General features: G+C 69.1%; 14 protein-coding genes. 5 read left to right on the forward strand and 9 right to left on the reverse strand.

Annotation, left to right across the window (positions count from 1 at the left end):
• Positions 1 to 239: 239 nt before the first annotated feature.
• The 3 genes from VFZ09_RS05110 to VFZ09_RS05120 all read right to left on the reverse strand — a co-directional run bounded on the left by VFZ09_RS05110 (position 240) and on the right by VFZ09_RS05120 (position 4,705).
• Positions 240 to 1,589, reverse strand: coding sequence for an IS1380 family transposase (locus VFZ09_RS05110; protein ID WP_329726343.1), 1,350 nt, complete (start codon positions 1,587 to 1,589; stop codon positions 240 to 242).
• 109 nt (positions 1,590 to 1,698) lie between these two features.
• Positions 1,699 to 3,252 carry a GspE/PulE family protein gene (locus tag VFZ09_RS05115; RefSeq protein ID WP_329726344.1) on the reverse strand — a complete coding sequence of 518 codons (1,554 nt, stop codon included), beginning with the start codon at positions 3,250 to 3,252 and terminating at the stop codon, positions 1,699 to 1,701.
• Positions 3,253 to 3,283: 31 nt separating this feature from the next.
• Complete coding sequence (locus VFZ09_RS05120) at positions 3,284 to 4,705, reverse strand: cytochrome P450 (protein ID WP_329726345.1); 1,422 nt, start codon at positions 4,703 to 4,705, stop codon at positions 3,284 to 3,286.
• A 125-nt stretch (positions 4,706 to 4,830) separates the two neighbouring features.
• On the opposite strand from VFZ09_RS05120, the gene VFZ09_RS05125 reads away from it, so the two are divergent.
• Positions 4,831 to 6,789 carry a lysyl oxidase family protein gene (locus VFZ09_RS05125; protein WP_329726346.1) on the forward strand — a complete coding sequence of 653 codons (1,959 nt, stop codon included), beginning with the start codon at positions 4,831 to 4,833 and terminating at the stop codon, positions 6,787 to 6,789.
• A gap of 64 nt (positions 6,790 to 6,853) precedes the next feature.
• Here VFZ09_RS05125 and VFZ09_RS05130 read toward each other — a convergent pair whose 3' ends face one another.
• Entirely contained in the window at positions 6,854 to 7,249 is a 396-nt protein-coding gene (locus VFZ09_RS05130; protein WP_329726347.1) for a hypothetical protein, read from the reverse strand.
• A 167-nt stretch (positions 7,250 to 7,416) separates the two neighbouring features.
• Between VFZ09_RS05130 and mtgA the strand changes: the two genes are divergently transcribed.
• Complete coding sequence (gene mtgA, locus VFZ09_RS05135; protein WP_329726348.1) at positions 7,417 to 8,292, forward strand: monofunctional biosynthetic peptidoglycan transglycosylase; 876 nt, start codon at positions 7,417 to 7,419, stop codon at positions 8,290 to 8,292.
• Between the two features lie 3 nt (positions 8,293 to 8,295).
• Positions 8,296 to 8,970, forward strand: coding sequence for an archaemetzincin (locus tag VFZ09_RS05140; RefSeq protein ID WP_329726349.1), 675 nt, complete (start codon positions 8,296 to 8,298; stop codon positions 8,968 to 8,970).
• A 21-nt stretch (positions 8,971 to 8,991) separates the two neighbouring features.
• Here VFZ09_RS05140 and VFZ09_RS05145 read toward each other — a convergent pair whose 3' ends face one another.
• The 5 genes from VFZ09_RS05145 to VFZ09_RS05165 form a co-directional block, all read right to left on the reverse strand.
• The gene (locus tag VFZ09_RS05145; protein WP_329726350.1) at positions 8,992 to 9,444 is read right to left on the reverse strand and encodes a hypothetical protein; all 453 of its coding nucleotides are present in this window, start codon (positions 9,442 to 9,444) and stop codon (positions 8,992 to 8,994) included.
• Between the two features lie 71 nt (positions 9,445 to 9,515).
• Positions 9,516 to 11,378: a monovalent cation:proton antiporter-2 (CPA2) family protein gene (locus tag VFZ09_RS05150; protein WP_329726351.1), complete on the reverse strand. Its 1,863-nt coding sequence runs from the start codon at positions 11,376 to 11,378 to the stop codon at positions 9,516 to 9,518.
• A 78-nt stretch (positions 11,379 to 11,456) separates the two neighbouring features.
• Positions 11,457 to 12,719: a glycosyltransferase gene (locus tag VFZ09_RS05155; protein ID WP_329726352.1), complete on the reverse strand. Its 1,263-nt coding sequence runs from the start codon at positions 12,717 to 12,719 to the stop codon at positions 11,457 to 11,459.
• A 12-nt stretch (positions 12,720 to 12,731) separates the two neighbouring features.
• Positions 12,732 to 14,801, reverse strand: coding sequence for an alginate lyase family protein (locus VFZ09_RS05160; protein WP_329726353.1), 2,070 nt, complete (start codon positions 14,799 to 14,801; stop codon positions 12,732 to 12,734).
• Positions 14,802 to 14,828: 27 nt separating this feature from the next.
• Positions 14,829 to 16,034: a glycosyltransferase gene (locus tag VFZ09_RS05165; RefSeq protein WP_329726354.1), complete on the reverse strand. Its 1,206-nt coding sequence runs from the start codon at positions 16,032 to 16,034 to the stop codon at positions 14,829 to 14,831.
• Between the two features lie 296 nt (positions 16,035 to 16,330).
• On the opposite strand from VFZ09_RS05165, the gene VFZ09_RS05170 reads away from it, so the two are divergent.
• Positions 16,331 to 17,515 (forward strand): glycosyltransferase family 4 protein, encoded by a 1,185-nt coding sequence (locus VFZ09_RS05170; protein ID WP_329726355.1) that lies wholly within the window; start codon positions 16,331 to 16,333, stop codon positions 17,513 to 17,515.
• Positions 17,516 to 17,701: 186 nt separating this feature from the next.
• Entirely contained in the window at positions 17,702 to 19,456 is a 1,755-nt protein-coding gene (locus VFZ09_RS05175) for a CotH kinase family protein (RefSeq protein ID WP_329726356.1), read from the forward strand.
• Positions 19,457 to 19,467 lie beyond the last annotated feature (11 nt).

Genomic DNA, 19,467 nt, shown 5'->3' on the forward strand with positions numbered 1-19,467 from the left:
CTAGCCCGGATTATTCACCAGGGCCTGGCGAGAAGCCGCGAAGGGGCCGTGCGCAGACCCAGGGGGCACGATCTGGCTCGTTGCCCCTATCTGTCAGGTGAGCGGAAGTCAGGTTGGCAAAGGGGCGCCAAATCCGTGGGGTTGGATTTCAGCGACTGGCGCGCAGCACCGGGCGCACCTCGGCCGTGTCGGCCAGGTGGCCGTGCGCAGGAGCAGCGGGGTGTGCACCGCGCGTCAGCTCACGAGGGCGCCCAGCTCAGCGAGCCGGCCAGGGCCATGAAGACGGCAGCCAGCGGGAAGGACGTCGGCAGGCGCACCCACAGCCGACGCGCCGAGCGCGTCACGTGGGCTGCCACCTTCAACAGACTCAGCCGCAGCGTGTCCATCTGCACCGTGGCCAGGGCGGGAGCGTGTCGGCCCGCCTCGGTGCGCAGCGCATGCATCAGCACGTAGGCCGCCGCGTGCAGTAGCAGTCGCAGGAAGTTGGCCCAGAAGCTGGAGCAACTCAGCCGGTCGGCCAGCAGCGCGTTCTTCAGGTCCTTTATGTAGTTCTCGCACTGCCCGCGCTCGCAGTAGGCGTCGTAGAGCAGCTCGGGCGGGAAGCCGTGCAGCGAGGTGACGACGAAGCGCGGGTTTTCTCCCTTGGCGCTCACCTCGGCCTTCATCACCACGTGGCGCTCATGGGGCCAGGACTCGGCCGCGTAAGAGAAGGAGCCGAAGTGGCGTACGTAGGGCCGGCCCGCCGCGTACTGCTCGTTGGCGGCGGCCATGACAGCCTCACCCCGGCGCTGGAGGACGGGATTGCGCGCCAGCCCCAGCAGGTAGTCGATGTCGCCCCACTGCGCGTTGAGCTCTTCGAGCACTCGCAGCACCCGCGGCATGGCGAAGCCCGAGTCGCCGCGTACGACGACGCGCACCTCGGGGAAGCGCTGCTTGAGAGCGACGATGAGCCGGCGCAGCACTCCGGCGGCTCCTCGTGCGGCGTGGGCGGTGCCCGGCCGCAGAATGGCGGTGACGAGCTGGCCCGTGGTGCCGTCGAATACCAGCAGCGGGTGGTACATGTGCTGGTCGTAAAAGCCGTGGAAGAGCGAGAGTTGCTGCTGGCCGTGCGTGGGGTCGTCCGTGCTGTCGATGTCGAGCACCACCACCTCGGGGGGCGAGGTGAAGGAATCGAGGTAGTGCTGCTCCAGCACGGCAAGCACCTTGCGCACGCTGCGCCCGTCCACTGCATTCTCCAGGCGGCAGAGCGTGGGCTGCGAGGACAGGGGCGAGCCGCTGTGCGGCACCAGGTCGCACGCCATCTGGAGAACCGGGTCATGGCGCAGCGCGTGGGCGTCGTTGCAGTCCTCGTAGCCCAGGGCCATCTGGTAGACACGCTGCCGCACCTGCTCCAGCCGCGTATGCACCACGCGCGAGGGGTCGCGTGCATCGGGGATGCAGCCGGCCAGCTTGCTGGTGAGGCCCAGGCGCTCATCCATCTGCCGCAGCAGCAGCGCTCCCCCATCGCTGGACGTGTCCGGCGCGTCGCTCGTGAGGTGGACCGGAAAAGTGGGATGAAAGTGGAGAACGGCTGGAGTACGGTGTGTCATGCGGGCGGGCGTTTCTGATGCGGCCTGAGTCTTGAGCAAACCCAAGCTAAATCAGGGCGTTACGCCCGCAACCGCTCTCCTTCTCCTCTGTCCCGGTGAATAATCCGGGCTAGCCGGGAAGACCCTCACCCCGGCCCTGCTGGCGATCCTCGCGGGCGGTCATGAGCTGCCGGTAGGGGATGACACGCACCAGCTCCGCGAGCGTGGTCTGTCCGGAGGCGATCTTCTCCATCGCGTCCTCCACGAGCGTGCGGAAGCCGTGCGCCCGCGCGTGGCGGCGGAGCTGCGCGCTGTGCGCCCCCTGGGCGATCAGATCCTGCAGCCCCGAGTCCACCACCAGCAGCTCGTAGATGCCGGTGCGCCCACGGTAGCCGGTGTGACGGCACTCCTCGCACCCGACGCCCGTCTGGGGCTGGATGCCCTCCAGCAGCGGACCGAGCAGCTCCTTCTGCTTCTTCGTGGGCTCGGCGGGCGCCACGCACTTCGGACAGTTGCGGCGCACGAGCCGCTGGGCCAGCACCGCGAGCAGTGAGTCCGCGATGTCGGTGTCATCCAGCTCCAGCCCCCGGAGCCGGCCCACGGCACCCACCGCATCCGCGGTGTGGAGCGTGCCGAGCACCACGTGCCCGGTGGCCGCCGCGTTGAGCGCCATGCTGCCCGTCTCCAGGTCGCGGATCTCCCCCACCAGCATCACGTTGGGATCCTGCCGCAGCAGCGCCCGCAGCAGCAGCGCGTGCGACATCTGCGAGGTGACCTCCTTCTGGTTCACCTTGGGGACGTAGTACTCGATGGGGTCCTCGGCGGTGATGATCTTCTTGCGCCCATCGTTGAGCTGCGCGAGCGCCCCGTAGAGGGTGGTCGTCTTCCCGCTGCCGGTGGGGCCGGTGACGAGGATGAGGCCCTCGGGGTTGGAGAGCAGGTTGAGGAACACCCGCTCCGTGTCCGCGCTCATCCCCAGCTTGCTCACGGGGACGAGCCCCGCGCTCGAGTCGAGCACGCGGATGACCACGTCCTCGCCCCCCGGGCTCGGCACCACGCTCACCCGGAAGTCGATGACCTGGTGCTCCTCGCCCTGGACGAGCACGGCGCGGATGCGGCCATCCTGGGGCCGGCGCCGCTCGGTGATGTCCATCCCGGCGAGGATCTTGATGCGGCTGACCACCTCCTGCACGGACTCCGGATCCATGTGCGTGAAGGCCTGATGCAGGATGCCGTCGATGCGGTAGCGCAGGTCCACGTCGTCGCGGTAGCTCTCGATGTGGATGTCCGAGGCCTTGCGCTCGAGGGCCCCGGCGAGGATGTCATCCACCAGCTCCACGGGCGTGGGCGGAATCTTCGAGGGCAGGCGCTTGCGGATGACCAGGTCCGATTTCGTCTGGGGCCCCGCGCCGAAGCCCGTCTTCAGGGCCGTCTCGAGCTCGTAGCGGTTGAGCTTCACCGGCTGGATGGCCCGCTGCAGGAAGTCGGAGATGCGGAAGCGCAGGGCCTGGTTGTCCGGCTCCGTCATGCCGATGGTGACGGGCGCATCGGCCGCCTGCGCGTCGATCTTCCCCAGCACCACCACGGAGTGGCGGCGGCAGAACGGCTCCGGCAGCAGCCGCATGGAGTGCCGATCGAGGGTGTACTGCGAGAGCTCGGAGAAGGTATCGGACCCCTGGGCCATGGGGCCGGGCATAGCACGCCCGGGGGCCTGCTCAGGACTCCAGCCGCACGATGCGTGGGATGTCTCCTCGCACCCGGACCGAGGGAGGGTGCGGCGTGTCCCGCCCTCCCACGCGCATGGGCAGGCCATGGCGGGGGCCCAGGGTGATGCCCCGCACCTGGCACGACACGCGGGCCTCCGGGGCGAGCGACAGCCGGAAGCGCTGCAGCAGTGTCGCCAGCACGAGGCGCACCTCCTGCGCGGCGAACGTGGCGCCCAGGCACATGCGCGGCCCGGCACCGAACGGCAGGTACTCGTAGAGCGAGGGCTGGAGGTGCTGCCAGCGCTCGGGGAGGAAGCGGTCCGGCTCGGGGTAGAGGTCCGGAGTCCGGTGGGTGATGAACGGGCTGAGCATGACGCCCGTTCCCTTCGGCAGCGCGAGGGGGCCGAGCTGGAAGCCATCCGTGGCGAAGCGGACGAAGAGGAGGGGAGTGGCCGGCAGCAGGCGCATGCTCTCCTTCACCACGGCGTCGAGCAGCGGCAGCCGGGAGAGCTGCTCCACGGAGGGCGCGGCGCCGCGGAGCGTGCCGGACAGCTCGTCCTCCAGGTCCGCGAGCACGCGCGGGTGTTGCGAGAGGAGGAAGAGCGTCCAGCTCAGCGTGTGCGAGGTGGTCTCGTGGCCGGCGACGTAGATGACGGAGGCCTGTCCGAGCAGCTCCTCGTCCGTGAGGGCCGCGCCATCCTCGTCATGGGCCCGCAGGAGCATGGAGAGCACGTCGCGGCCCTCGGGCAGCGTGCGCTTGTGGCGGATGAGCTCGAGCAGGCGCGCGTGCAGCGCATTCGCGGTACGCACGAAGCGGGCGTACGGCGTGCCCGGCAGCGCCCGGGGCAGCATCATCACCGCGGGCGAGGTGAGCCCCTCCAGGAAGTCCATGCCCAGGTGCCCCAGGTCGTGCGCCTGCCGCTCGTCCTCGATGCCGAACAGACAGCGCAGGGCGATCTGCAGGGTGAGCTCGGTCATCTCCCCGGACACGTCGATCGTGCGGCCCGGCGTCCAGCGCGAGAGGGCCCGCTCGGTGAGGGCCACCATGTCGTCGCGGTAGCCCTCGACGCGGCCCTTCTGGAAGGGCGGCATCATCAACTTGCGCTGCCGGCGGTGGAGCTCGCCGTTCATCGACGTCAGGCCCGAGAGCAGCTGGCGCGCCGTCTCCGGCACGGGGAAGAAGGCCTTGTCGTTGTGGTGGAAGAGGTTGCGGTCGGAGAGGACCTGCTGGTTGTACGCGGGCCCGAAGAGGCAGAGCACCGAGAGGTCTCCGTCCGTGAGGGAGCAGACCTCGCCGTAGTCGCGGTGCAGCCGCAGCGACTGGCCGATGGGATCGGAGAAGAAGCGCAGGAAGTTGCCCTTCGCTCCCAGGAGCGGCAGGGGGCGGGGACCCCGGAGGGCCACCCCGGTGAGCGCGGCAGGCTGCGTCATGTCTCGTTTCCAGAGGATGAGAGGAGAGGAGGATAGGGCGAAAGGGACCGGGATGGGCGGGTCCGCTATCGTTTCCCCGAGGGGCGCCGGGCCGGAGGGCTCCGCATACCGAGGGGGTTTCACACATGAAGATGTGTCGCGTACTGCTCTCCACCGCGCTGGCGGTGGTGCTGGGGGGCTGCCCTACACCTCCGCCGAAGCCGAACCCACCCGAGGAACAGGGGCCCTTCCTGTCCGACACACCGCTCTGGATGCTGGAGGCGCCCGCGTCGCTCCGGCAGTCGTGCTTCGGCAGCTCCATCGCGCTCGGGGACGTGAACGGGGATGGGAAGAAGGACCTGGTGGTCGCGGCGCCTCCGTGCTCGTCGATGACGGGCAAGGGCTCGCTGGTCCTCTACGCCGGCAATGGCTCCTCGTTCTCCTCCGAGCCCATCATCGCCGAGCTGGACTGGGAGAACCCCAACCCGTCCGCCAGTGGGCGCGCCAGTGTGGTGTCCATCGGCGACGTGAACGGGGACGGCTTCGCCGACATCCTCGTCCGCGCGCAGGCCGCGGGGACGCTCGTCTTCGCGGGCAAGGCGGAGCTCGGGGCGGTGTTCCAGGCGCCCCTGTTCCGTGTGCCGTTCCTCGGCGTCCACTACGCGGCGTTCCTCAGTGACTTGAATGGGGATGGGCTCGATGACCTCGTCAGCACCCAGGCCTCCACGCGGCAGACCCGCCTCTACCGCGCCACGCCCGCGGCGGACGCTCCGTTCACCCTGGTGAGGACGTTCACGGAGCGGGCAGGGCGGACCCTCCGCACGGGGGACCTCGATGGCGATGGGACGGGGGAATTGCTGCTCGTGACGGCGGCGGGCTCCCAGCTCTACCCCGGCTGCAAGGTGGAGGAGCCCGGGGTCTGCGAGGGCGGGCTGCGTGTCTCGCCCACCTGGACGGCTCCCGAGTCCCTGCTGGGGTTGTTCCCGGACCAGAACGGGGATGGCCACCCCGAGGCCGTGCTGGGCTACCAGGGCAAGGTGGCGGTGCATCTCTTCCAGCCGGAAGGCGGCATCTCCCCAGCGCCCATCTGGAGCATCTTCGCGGACCCGGCGTATCCCGGCCTCAATCTGACGTCGGGCTTCATGCAGGTGGGGGACCTGGACAAGAACGGCCAGGAGACGGAGTTCGTGCTGAGCGCGTTCGGGCGGCTGTATGCGTTCTTCCCCCAGCAGGCGCTCTCCGCCGAGCTGCGTCCGGACTGGGCCTGGCCGAGGAGCAACTCGGTGGGCCCGCTGTTCCCGGGGCACGTGAGCTTCGCGACCGCCGCGGCGGGAGACCTCGACGGGGATGGTTACGCCGACCTCCTCGCGGGCCTGGCCCCGCCGGTGGACCAGTTGACGCCGACGATGCCGCTGCGGCCCGGACGGGTGGTGGCCTACGCGGGAGGCAAGATTCCCTCCCAGCAGGAGCCCACGCCCTTCCTGCGGCTGCCCGCCGCGTGCGGACTGTCGAGCAATGGGGGCAAGCCGGACGTGACGGTGGACGCGGATGTCCTCTCCCGCTCGGTGTACATCGAGCAGCGCAACTTCCCGGAGACGGCCTGCGAGGTGGTGGAGCGCTGCGTGGGTGCGCCCGGAGACCGCCGCCTGCTGCGCTTCAGCGTGGCCATTCCCAACCTGGGCTCGGGCTCCGTGGTCATCCCGCCCCCCAATGTGCGGCCGGACCTCTACGAGTTCGACGCGTGCCACCAGCATGACCACCTCGTCGGGTTCGCCAGCTATGAGCTGGTGGACTCGGGCAACGCGGTGGTGACCGTGGGCCGCAAGCAGGGCTTCTTCCTGGTGGACCTGGTGCCCTACTGCGGAGACGCGCCGGCCCCGTTCATCGACCCCGATGGCGCCCAGGGCATCTCGCCGGGCTGGGCCGACGTGTACGCGGGGGACTACCCGTGCCAGTGGCTGGACATCACGGATGTGCCCGATGGCACGTACGCGCTGCGCATCGGCGTGGACAAGAACAACCTCGTCGACGAGGAGGACGTGCATCCCAACTCCGTCGACGTGAGGGTGAAGCTCTCTGGCACCACCGTGGAGATCGTCCCGTAGGAACGGCCGGTGCTCCGGGGCATGCACCCCCCGGAGCACCCGGGACCGCTGCGAGCGCTACCGGCTACGGCGCCGTCGTGCAGCCGCAGCCGCAGTCATCGAAGAAGGCGGACTGGCCCTCGGGGCAGGTGAAACGGATGACCGCGCACTGAGCGGGGTCGCGGGAGACGTAGGTGTAGCCGGGCTCCTTGCCGGTGCAGCTCTTCTTCTCCTCCGAGGCCTGGCAGATGCCACCGCAGTCGGCGCCACCCTGGTTGGGGTCACAACTGTCGTTGGGATCGTCGACGCAGGTGAGGCCCTCGGCGCAGGGGATGGCGGCGATGCCCCCGCAGAATTCACCTGCCTGCGCTTCCGTCAGGGCGGCCGTTTGTGAGGCGGCATCGGCCGTGGGACTGCAGCCCGAACCCAGAAGGGCGATACCCACGACCAGGACACAGCAGGGAATAATACGAAGGGACATGTGAACTCTCCTTTGCGAGACAGAAATCGGCACGGAGAGTGCGATTTGGGGGAGGCGGGCGAGCATGCCCTTCGTGGGCAGGTGGGAGGGGGTTGTCTGTCGAGTCGGTGAATTTTCCTCGGGCGGCGCTTCGAGGTAGATGGGGCGCGGATATGGCCAGCCGGACGATGAAGCTGAAGCAGAGCACGGGCACCACGGGGAAGGTGAAGCAGGCGACCACGGGCAAGTCGCGCCAGGTGGCGGCGAAGGCGCCCGCGAGTGGCGGCTGGCTGCGCCGGGTGCTGATGGCGGCGTTCCTGGGGCTGGTGGTGTTCGCGTCCTACGAGTACGCGCGCCTGCCCTCGGCGGAGCCGTTGCTGAAGCAGAACCCGAAGCTGACGGCGCTGATGGAGCAGCGCGCGGAGGAGGCGCGGGATGCGGGCCAGAAGCCGAGGCGCCGCCAGCACTGGGTGGGACTGTCGAGCGTGTCCCGGCATGCGATCGACGCGGTGCTGCTGTCGGAGGACGCGAGCTTCTACCTGCACGAGGGCGTGGACACGAAGGAGCTGGAGAACGCACTGGAGGACGCGGTGCGCAAGGGCAAGCTGGGGCGGGGCGCGTCGACGATCACCCAGCAGCTGGCGAAGAACCTCTGGCTGTCCACGGACCGGAGCCTGCTGCGCAAGGGCAAGGAGCTGATCCTGGCGCACCGGCTGGAGGAGGCGCTGCCGAAGAACCGCATCCTCACGCTGTACATGAACGTGGTGGAGTGGGGGAACGGGGTGTACGGAATCGAGGCGGCGGCGCGGGAGCACTTCGGGGTGGCGGCCGCGGAGCTGACGCCAGCGCAGGGCGCCATCCTGGCGTCGATGCTGCCGGCGCCGCGCAAGCGGTCCCCGTCCTCGGGCTCGAGGGCGCTGAAGAAGCGGGCGCACTGGACCATCGATCAGATGGAAGTGGTGAAGCGGCTCAACGCGGAGCAGGCGAGGGCGGCGCACGCGGAGATCGATCAAATCCTCGGCGGAAAGAAGCCGGAGGAGTCCGAGGACGAAGCGGAAGGCTGACCCGTGCCCGATGCGGCTACACTGTGGATCATGCGCACCCGCCGCGTCGTGAGTCTCGGACTCCTGTTCATCACCCTGGTGCTGGTGGGGTCCTTCCTGGCGCCCGCGGCGGCGGAGCCTTCGCCGGAGCGGGTGGTCGCGATCGTGCCACTGGGCAAGGTGCGGCAGGAGTTCCTGGACAAGGTTCAGCAGGAGTTCCAGTCGCGCATGAAGGTGCGGATCCGCATCGATCCAGCGAGAGAGCTCCCTCAGGAGGCCTGGTACGCCCCGAGGAGCCGGTGGCGGGCGGATCGCATCCTGGAGTGGCTGGACGAGAACCCACCCGAGGGGGCGTGGAGGGTGGTGGCGGTGACGGAGGCGGAGATCTCCGCCACGAAGGGGAACATCCTCGACTGGGGGATCGCCGGGCTGGGGAGCATCGGCGGGCCGAGCTGCCTGGTGTCCGCGCACATCTACAAGAAGCACAGCAAGACGAAGGAGGCGCTGCTGCGCCGGTTGGGAGACCTGGCGGTGCACGAGTTCGGGCACACGCTGGGGTTCCCGCACTGCGAGGAGACGGGCTGCGTGATGGCGGACGCGAAGGGCAAGGCCATCTCGTCCGCGGACTCGAGCTCGGGGCACTACTGCGCGAAGTGCCTCGGGACGCTGTCCGCCGAGGACCGCGCGCTGGTGAAGTAGCGGCTCCCGCGCGGCCCGGTGTCAGGGCTCCGCCAGCCCCTGGGCCATCAGCGCCAGCCGGGTGACGATCTGCTCCTCCGAGGGCGGGATGACGGCGCTGACCGAGTGCAGCAGGTTGATGCGCAGGCCGTTGCTCCTGAGCCAGGCGATCAGCTCCTCGGCGTTGATGGGATCGGGCCGGACGAGGAACTTCCGGGCGATGGGCACCCGGGACAGGTACAGCGCCTCGAGCGAGGACAGCTCGCCCTCGGGGCCGTCGTAGACAGGCTCCGTGTGTTTGAACCAGGGCTTGATGTCCTCGAGGAGCCATTGGACCCGGGTGGTCTTGAAGCGCTCGAGCTTCAGGAACTCCTCCAGGTGGTTGCGCTCCAAGAGGATGCAGTCATCGCCCGCGCACCACGCCTCGATGCTGAGGTGGTGGGCCAGGAGGCGGTGCTGGCGCCGGCAATACTCGCGATGGGGATCCATGGACATGTCCGTGCTCTCCTCGTCCTGAGCGGCGTACCACTCCGGCCGGCTCCCGGCAGCCGGAATCCGGCCGGGTCTCACGCCCTGGGAGGTGGGGAACGTGGCGCAGTGGACGCATCGGGCCGGTCCGCCCCGTCCTCCTGCAGCCGGGCCTGGGTCTGGGGCCGGTTGTCCTGCTCGAAGAGCGAGCGCAGCTCCTCCCGGAACTGCTGCGACGTCTGGATGAGCTTCTCCTCGTCCTGGTACACCGCGTACTGCTTCTGGAGCATCTGCTCGTCGTAGGTGCGGAAGCGCTCGATGAGCTGCTGGGCCCGCTCCTCCTCGAAGCCGAGCCCCTGGAGCACGAGGCCGGCCATCTCCAGGCTCGACAGCAGCGTCTCCCGGTTGAGGATCTTCACGCCCTCGTCCAGCAGCCGGTAGGCATGCGCGCGGTTGCGGGCCCGGGCATAGACGGGCAACCCCGGGAAGTGGGCGCGCAGGAGCTGGGCCGTGCGCACCGAGGCGTCCATGTCGTCGATGGCCAGCACGAAGAGCTTCGCCTTGCCCGCGCCCGCGGCGCGCAGCAGATCCAGCCGCGAGGCGTCCCCGTAGTAGATCTTGTTGCCGTAGCGGCGCAGGAAGTCGACCTGCTCGGGGCTCACCTCCAGCGCGGTGAAGCCGATGTCCAGCATGTTGAGCACGCGTCCGATGATCTGCCCGTACCGGCCGAAGCCGGCGATGATCACCGGCTGCTGTTCCGCGTCCTCCATGGGGTCATACTCCGCGGGCACGGTGCGCCGCAGCAGGCGCTCGACCACGCGGTCATGCAGCACCAGCAGGATCGGCGTGGCGGCCATGGACAGGGACACCACCACCACGAGCTGCTCGGTGAGCGCGCGGTCCATCACCCCGGCGGAGGCGGCGGCCCCGAAGAGCACGAAGCCGAACTCGCCGCCCTGGGCGAGCGCCAGCGCCATGATGCGCCGCCCCTGCAGCATCAGCCCCATGGGCCGCCCGAGCCAGAAGAGCACGGCGCCCTTGAGCACCATCACCCCCACCACACACGCGGTGATGAACAGCGGCCGCTGGGTGACGAGCCCCAGGTTCATGGACATGCCCACCGCGATGAAGAAGAGCCCGAGCAGCAGGCCCTTGAAGGGCTCGATGTCCGCCTCCAGCTCGTGACGGTACTCGGAGTCCGCGAGCAGCACGCCCGCGAGGAACGTGCCCAGCGCCATGGAGATGCCGGCGAAGTTCATCAACAGCGCCACGCCCACCACCACCAGGAGCGTGGCGGCGGTGAAGAGCTCCTGCAACTGGGTGGAGGCGATGAGCCGGAAGGCGGGACGCACCAGGAAGCGTCCGCTCAGCACCACCACGGCCAGCACGGCCGCCACCTTGAGCACGGACAGCAGGACACCCGGGCCACCGCCGCCTCCCGAGTCCCCGGCTCCCCCGGCGAGCAGGGGGATGAGCGCGAGCAGGGGGATGACGGCGAGATCCTGGAACAGGAGGATGGCGAAGCTCTCGCGGCCGTGGCGGGCGGTGAGCTGCTGGCGCTCGCCGAGCAGCTGGAGGGCGATGGCCGTCGACGACAGGGACAGGCCGAGCCCGGCGATGAGGGCGGCCTTCAGGGACAGGCCGATCCACACGCCCGCGCCCGTGAGCACCCCGGCGCTGAGCACCACCTGCGCCAGGCCGAGCCCGAAGACGGAGCGCCGCAGCGCCCACAGGCGGGTGGGTTGGAGCTCGAGGCCGACGATGAACAGGAACAGCACGACGCCGAACTCGGCGAAGTGCAGGACGTCCTCGGGTTTCCCGATGAACCCCAGGCCCGAGGGGCCGATGAGGGCACCCGCGGCCAGATACCCGAGGATGGAGCCGAGCCCCAACCGCTTGAAGAGGGGCACCGCGATGACCGCGGCGATGAGGAAGACGGCGACTTCGTTGAGGATGCTCATCCGTGGTGCTCCAGGGCCGCGACCTCCCAACTCTAGTGGAGCGTCTTGTTCCCTGGGGAGCGTTCCCACGCGGACGGTTCATCCGGTTTCACTTTCGAGGCCACGAAGGGCCTCCGTGGCCGACTTCCCAGCCATGAGCGGGTTGCCCGTGGTGCTGATGGCTTGGGGATCCTGTCCGGCGTAGAGCGCCTCGAGGCGCGCGACGTGCACCTCCCACCGGAAGCGTTGCTCGACGAGCGCCCGGCCGTTCGCGCCCAACCATCGCCGCAGGCCCTCATCCAACAGCAGCCGCTCCACGGCGAAGGCGAACTCCTCCGGCGTATCGCCGATGAGGAGCTCCCGTTCCGGGCGGGCCTGGACACCCTGGTTGGCCACCGCCGTCGAGACCACCGGCGTCCCCGTGGCCATGGCCTCCAGGACCTTGTTCTGGATTCCGGAGCCGGACTGCATGGGGCAGATCGCCACCGTGGCCCTCCCGAGCCGCTCCTCCATCTTCGGGACCCGTCCGAGCACATGCACGTTGCTGCCGGGCCCGGCGAGCGTGCGGATGTTCGCCGGGGGATCCGCCCCGACGACCTCGAGCTGGAGCCGTGGCCACCGGGGCCGGAGCAACGGCCAGACCTCGCGCACGAACCAGCACACCGCCTCCTGGTTGGGCGGATAGGCCATGTTCCCCGTGAAGATGAGCGTTTCCGGAGCCCGGTCCTCGAGACCGCGGAACTGGTACTTCTCGACGTCCACCCCGTTGGGGTTCACCAGGATGTGCGGGCCTCCGAGCAGCTGCCGATCGATGGGCGAGGAGATGACCAACGAAGGGAACCGCTGGACGACGGCCCTCTCATAGTCGCGCACCCGCCGGTACTCCAGGTCGTACGCGAGGCGCATCAGGCCTCGCGCCTCGTTCCTCCGGGACAGCAGGTTCAGGCTCATGGAGTCGATCAGATCCACCACGATCGTCTTCTTCCCCACGAGATCCCAGACATAGGGGAGCATGCGGATGAGCGAGACGTGGAGGGCATCGAACCGCCCTCCGGCCAGCACCGTGGACAACGTCCTCTCGAAGCGGGAGGAGCGGTGGTACTCCACCTGCAGCGGCCGAGGCGTGAACAGGCCCGTGGCGAGGTTCACCGCGGCCTTCCACCGCGGCAGCGGGACGACGTGGACCTGCTCACACAACCTGGAGAGCGGCTCGAGTTGCTCGGGATTCACGGGCGAATCGTTCAGGCTGACGAGCGTGATCTCGTGCCGGCGGCTCAGTCCCTCGAGTTGGTGGAAGACACGCAGGGCGTCGCCCTTGATGAGCGGATACGGAAAGCGCGGCGTGATGAGGCAGATTCGCACGGCAATCCTCCTTCAATGAAACAGCACCCACATGCCAATCCGGATCGGCACCTCGGCTTCGACGCTTCCCAGGACGGCCCGGCAGTCGCGCACCTCGCCGTAGCCGGGCGAGTACCTGGCCGGCGCGATGCTGGGCTCGAGTGCGTGGGAGAAGAGGACGACGGCGCGGAGCGCGTCTGGTGGCCCGAGCTCGGCGGCCACCGGGCCGATGGAGTCCGGCGGTACTCCGACGAGGGCCACGCGCTGCCGTTCCTCGGGAGTGAGGGGCCGGAGCCGGACCTGCTCGTCTGGCAGGTGCAGCCGGAGCACCAGGTGGTGGCGCCCCCTGCCCTCGATGGCATCCATCACGGACAGCACGCGCTCGTCCTTGTGAAGGACGAAGGTCCTCTCCACCTGGACCGGGGCGGGAAGCGCCGCGTAGCTGGAGTGCCTCGCCACCAGGCGCTCCGTCCGCGGGCCCGGCTCGAAGCAGCGGACCTCGCAGCCGCCGCGATCCGGCAGGCTGAACAGCCGGCTGGCCTGGAAGGGTGATTGCTCCAGCCCATCGACCTCGAGCGTGTTGTGCGCCGCCGTCGAACGGAAGGCGTTTCGCAGCGAGGGCTCGCGCGTGTAGGTCGCGGTCCCCGCATCCACGATGACCGGATGGCCCGCCAGATGGAGCTCGAAGGACAGCCGGTCGTTGTGATTGTGGCCGCCCAGCCCGCGCTGCCCGACCGGCCCCGCGCTCACCGTGACCACGGCTCCCGCCCCCCGGAGCACGTGCAACCCGCTCCCCGGGGAGCTGAAGCTTTGGGGCTCCGCCCGTGCCCGCAGCCGGGAGAAGCATTGGTGGCCGTGCTCGCCGAGCAGCCAGACCGCCTCATCCGGAAGCTCGGCGCCCTGCGCCTTGAGCTCGGAGTCCCCGAAGAGCACCGCACCCAGAAGGGGCAGGTACCCGTGCTCCAGGCTGGGCCGATCACACAGGGGGAAGACGCGCCCCGAATCGTTGTCCCCGATCTGCGGCGCCAGCCCCCGCTCCGAGCAGTAGTCGCGGCTCACCTCGAACATCCGCCGCAGGCGGTGCGCGAAACGTGTGCCGAGCGCCAGGCCACATCCATGCGCCACCACATATGCCAGCGTGAACAGCTCGACGGACAGCCGATGGTAGGGCACCGAGCCCTCGAACGACACCCCGTCCGGGTGCACCTGGAGCTCCATCTGCCGCTGGAGCCCGTGCAGCGCACGCGCCACCTGCTCCTGGGCTCCGGGCAAGGCCGGGTAGAGCGCGCCGACCACCAGGAGCCCGACGTAGTCGGAGATCAGGTGGTTGTTGGGGACGAGCCAGTGGTCTTCCAGATGGTGCTCCACGAAGCGGGCATGCTGCTCGAGGGCCCCCAGGGCTCGTCTGAGGAAGGCCGGCTCGCGGACCGCCGGGGCATCCGCGAACATCCGCAGGGCCTGGGCGAGGTTGGCCGCTCGCAGGGCCACCTCCATCGCGCAGGCCCACTGGATGCCGTGGCCGGCCGGGTTCGCGTCGAGGAAGTCGGTCACCTGGCCGGTGAATTGCGCGGCGTAGCGCTCCCGCTGGGCCGCGTCCTCCGCCACCCAGTATCCCTGGCCGAGCGCGAGGAGCTGGTCCAGCCGTCCCAGGGCCCAGGGGTACTTCGGATCCATGCCCTCGCGGATGACCTGGAGCTGGGAGACGGGTTGCCGAGGGTAGCGCTCCCCGCTCAGTGGATCCCACGACCAGTCGATGGCGCCCGGCTCTCCGAACCGCACCTCCGTCCCGAACACGTTGAAGGTGCGCCGCGCGGCGGCCTCGGCGCGCTCGAGCGCTCTGTGAATGGCTCCGGGAGTGGCCCGGAGGGCCGTGAGCGTGTCCTCGCGCTGACGGGTGTCGCACCAGCAGGACGACACGGCGGATACAGCCGCGCGCACCTGCTCATCGCTCCAGGCCGCGATGGAGGGGTGGAGGCGTGGCTCCACGCCCGCGTGCTCCGGCCCCAGCACGTTTCGAATGGCCCGGAAGACCCTCCGGCTGGCGATGCGCGTCAGCTCGCTCCCCGGCGAGCGTCTCGCGACTTCCATGTAGTGGTTGAACATGAGCCCCCCCTTCGTCCGTCCCCCACGTCACTGGGGGCGCTGACCCAACCGCAGCATCGTCTCTCCCACGTGCCGGCGGATCTCCTCGACGCGTGCGTGCCAGCTCTCGTGGAAGATCCGCTGCGCGCGCTCACGGCTCGGCCCGGCCCCCTCCCTCAGGCACGCGGTGACCTGGCGGACATACTCCTCGGGTTCCCTGGCCAGCTTGCACAGGCCCACCTTCTCCACCTCCGGCAGCGGGGTGGACACGCACGGCAGGCCCGCGGCGAGGTATTCACGCACCTTGAGCGGGTTGGAGTTGAGCGTCAGCACGTTCCATTTGAAAGGCATCAGCGCCACGTCGAATGCCTTGCAGTAGCCAGGCAGCTCGGCGTACGGCTTGCGGCCCAGGAAGTGGATGTTCGGGATTGCCCGGAGCCGTGAGACGTCCACGTCCGGAGCAACCTTGCCGATGATGACGACGGAGCCCTCGGGGTACGCCCGGGCACATGCCTCGAAGACGTCGAGGTCCACCCAGTCCGCCACCAGCCCGAAGAAGCCGAGGATGGGCCCGGGCAGCTTCGCGATGTCCGGGGGGACGGCCGTGTCTGGCTCGCACGCCTTCACGAAGTGCTCGAAGTCGACTCCATGCCGCACGAGCACGGTGTTCGGGTTCACCTTCGCCTTGCTGTCGCGCAGGAGCTCGGCGGAGGTGATGCACAGGTGCGCCTTGTGCAGCAGCCGCTCCTCGAGCTCGGCGATGTGACGGCCATTCGTATCCGAGAAGGCCGAGAACTCATCCACGCAGTGGTAGACCACCAGCTCCTCGCCCAGCGTCCCCGAGACCGGAGCCGAGGCGGGCAGATAGGACCAGGAGATGACCCGCTGGAACCCGAGCGTGGCCATGGCCCGTTTGATCTGGAGCGTGAGCAGGGCGCGGTTGGTGGCGCGCACCAGCTCCGAGCCGTACAGCGGAATGGCGAGCGGGGAGAGGACATGGAAGTTGGGTTCGATGCGCTGGAGGCCCTGGGCGAACCTCGAGAGCTTCTTCCAGATGCGCCGGGCATCGTGCGCATTGGCCCGGGGCGCGCGGTTGCCGATGCTGTTGACCCAGAGGATCCGGTTCTCCCGGGCGAGAAGCCGCATGATGTGCATCTTCGACAACGGGTCACCATCCCAGTCGGTCGAGAAGACGATGATGTCCCGCCCCCGCAGGGCCTGCTTCGCGAGGTCCACCTCTTCGACACGCCTCATTTCCATCCTCCTCGAGCCCGAGGCGGACACGGGCTCTCGCCGGTCCGGCATCAGTGGGCGGCAGGGTGCGCATCATCCGGTGGGGGAGAGAACCCTGGCGCGGGGGTTGGCCCGCCGCCATCTGGAAGACAATCGCCGGGAGCGTTCACTGGCCGCGGTGGAGTCTGGCTGGCAGTGCATGTCGTTCGTCACTGGATGACGTTTCATACTCCCCAGCGGAGTGGTGCGCTTCGCGGCCCACCGTGCCCAACCTCATCACAAGAGGGGGACCCCACTCTCAACAGGCGGGGGGGCAGATGATGAGACTGCGTATCGCACTGCTGATGAACCTGGCTCCGCGGAAGCGTGGCTCGTTGGAGGATTGGATTCTCGCTTTCTGCCGGGAGGCCGCACGGCGCGGCCACCAGGCAGATGTCTGGCTGCGCCAGCCCATGCTGGAGTCCTTCGCCGTGGAGCTGAAGGCGAGCGGCGCGCGGGTGGATGACCTGGAGGACTTCGAACGGTCCGGGCTGTGGGCCATGACCCGGCGCCTGGCCGGGTATGACGTCATCCACCTCAACTTCATCTGGCCCCGCGGCCGCAGCGCGCTGGCGGCCTACGCGGCCTGGCCGGCCCAGGTGTTGTTCACCGCCCACTCGGACTTCGTCGAAGAGGAGGAGGGACTCCTCCAACGCGGCTTCCACTGGGCGATCAACCATGCCCTGATGCTCCGGGTGAACAGCCTGGCCGGTGTCTCCGAGCACGTCCGTGTCAAGGAGGGCCGGCGCCTGGGGCTCCCTCCCCACCGCTCCCGCACCATCTTCAATGGCGTGGACACCCGGCGCTTTCTTCCCCGCACGCGAGCGGGCGGGCGGGTGGAGCTCATCACCATCGCCAACCTCGTGAAGAGCAAGGGCGTGCACCACCTGCTGCGGGCCCTCGGGCGGCTGCGCTCGCCCAGGGTGCGCCTGCGTGTCGTCGGAGACGGCCCGGAGCTGCAATCCCTGCGCGAGCTCTCGGTGGAGCTCGGCATCCAACACCAGACGGAGTTCCTCGGGCTGCGCAACGACGTGCATGATCTGCTCGGCGCGTCGGACATCTGCATCCAGCCCACGCTGCTGGAGGCATTCGGCCTGACCATCGCGGAAGCCATGGCCTGTGGCTGCGCCGTGGTGGCCTCGCGGGCCGGCGGAATCCCCGAGGTCATCCAGCACGGCAGCACCGGCCTCCTGGTGGAGCCGGGGGACGAAGCCGGCCTCGCCGCCGCGATCGACCGCCTGGTGCGTGAACCGGAGTTGCGGCGCCGGCTCGGTGAGTCGGCGCGGCGGCGTGCCCGCGAGCACTACAGGCTGTCCCGCACCGTGCGGCAGCACGTGGACTGGTGCGAGGACGCGGCCGGGCTCGTCCTCCACCCGCCGGGCCACCTCACCGCCGTCCCGGAGCTCCCGGTCGCGGCTCCCGAGCCGGCTGCCACTCCTCGAACCGGTCCCCTTGCTCCCTGACTGTCTTTGCTTTCCCTCTGAAACCCTTTCTCCAAAGGATGGAACCCGGAAGCTCCATGCGAGGAAGCCGTCTGCCCAATCTCCAACCGCTGTACAGGGCACCTGTGAGCGAATGGGCGTGGGGGCGTGGCCTTCGTATTGCTCCCAGGCCAGGATATGAAGACTCGCATTCTCCGGAAATGGGGCTTGTTGTTCATCTGTCTCATGGCATGTGGTGGCGGTGGAGGGCAGGGCGGCGCTCCACCCGGCGGGTCGGTTTCCTCCGGGGAAGCACCGCCCCTCGCGGAAGCACCTCCCGTCCATCCGCCGCAATCCACGCCGGACGGAGCGCCGCCGCCGCGCCCGCCGGTGGTGCAACCCGGGCCGTTCCAGCTGCCGCCGCTCCAGGTGGACCTGCCTTCCTATGACATCACCATCGCCCCGGAGCTCCTGGCGGAGCTCGATCGGCGCCCTGGCCTGGAGGCCCAGGCGGCCACCTTCTCCTTCCAGGGCAGGAGCCAGCCGGTGGGGCTGCGCCTGCGCGGCTCGAGCGCCCGCTCCTTCCCGAAGCGCAGCTGGCGCATCGAGTTCCCCGATGGCGTGAAGTTCGACGGCCGGCGCAAGCACAACCTGATCGCCGAGTACCAGGACAGCACCTTGATGGTGGAGAAGCTCGGCTATGATCTGCTGCAGGCGCTCGGCGTCCCGGCCCCGCATGCGCGCTATGTCCGCTTGACCCTCAATGGCGTGTACCAGGGGGTGTACCTGGACCTCGAGCGCGTCGACAAGAACTTCCTCGACCGCCACGGTTTCGACGACGACGACGCCAGCATCTACCGGTGTGGTGCCAGGGATTGCGAGCTGAAGCCCTGGCGCATGCCCTACCAGACGGAGTGGGACAAGAAGACGAACGAGGACGTGGGTTCGGAAGACATCCTCGCCCTGGAGGACGCCATCTGCCACACCCCGGAGCCCGGCCTGGTGCGCATGCTGGAAGAGCGCATGGAGCTGGAGCGCTACCTGCGCTACCTCGTCACGGACGCGCTGATCAGCAACTACGTCATCCAGGACTCGCGCAGCTACTTCATCCACGACCGGGTGACGGGGCGCTGGAGCTACGTGCCCTGGGATGTGAACAACTCGGTGGCCACGTGGTGGCCCACCTACGGGCTGGGGATGGAGCCCATCGTCGACCACCCCATCTTCAACTTCAGCCTCGCCGATCCGTGGATCACCCGGCTGTATGAGCTGCGCAAGACCTTCACGCCGGGCCTGTTGCCCACCTTCTCCAACCTCAACACGCGCATCGCCTTCAACCCGGAGCTGCGCGAGCGCACCCTGCGGCTCATGGAGCGCGCGCTCGACGAGGTGTTCAACCCGGAGGTGCTCCACCCCCGGCTCGAGCAGATGCACGCCCTGCTGCTGCCCCACCTGATGCAGGATCCCTACATCAGCCAGCCGGACAAATACCGGCAGGACGGGCTGGCCCAGTTCCAGGCCGGGTTGCCGTACATGAAGCGCTATGTCACCCAGCGCCACGCCCACATCCGCCAGCAGATCGCCGCGTACCGCGCCCGCTCCCTGGGCCTGGCCCTCTCGGCGTTCGATCCGCGCGAGGGCTGGGTGGAGCTGCACAACTACAGCCCGGCCCCCGTGTCCACCCGGGGCATGGTCCTCACCAAGGATCTGCGGAGGGCGCTGACGCCCAACGTCCCCGAGCGCACGCTGGCCCCTGGAGAGACGGTGCGTTTCACCGCGGCCGAGCTGGGCATCACCACCCCGCCTCCCGCGGCCACCGTCACCCCGGGCGGGCCGGTGGGCTTCCCCGCTCGCGGGGAGATCGGACTCTTCAACGGGAAGTCCATCGTCGGGGTGATCGACCTGCTCTACTACGGAGAGCTCCCAGGGGGCCGCTTCTACGCGCGCAACGCGCAGGAGCCGGCCCGCTGGGAGATCCGTTGAGCAGACGCCCC

It is taken from the genome of Archangium sp. (assembly GCF_036277355.1).
Lineage (GTDB): Bacteria > Myxococcota > Myxococcia > Myxococcales > Myxococcaceae > Archangium.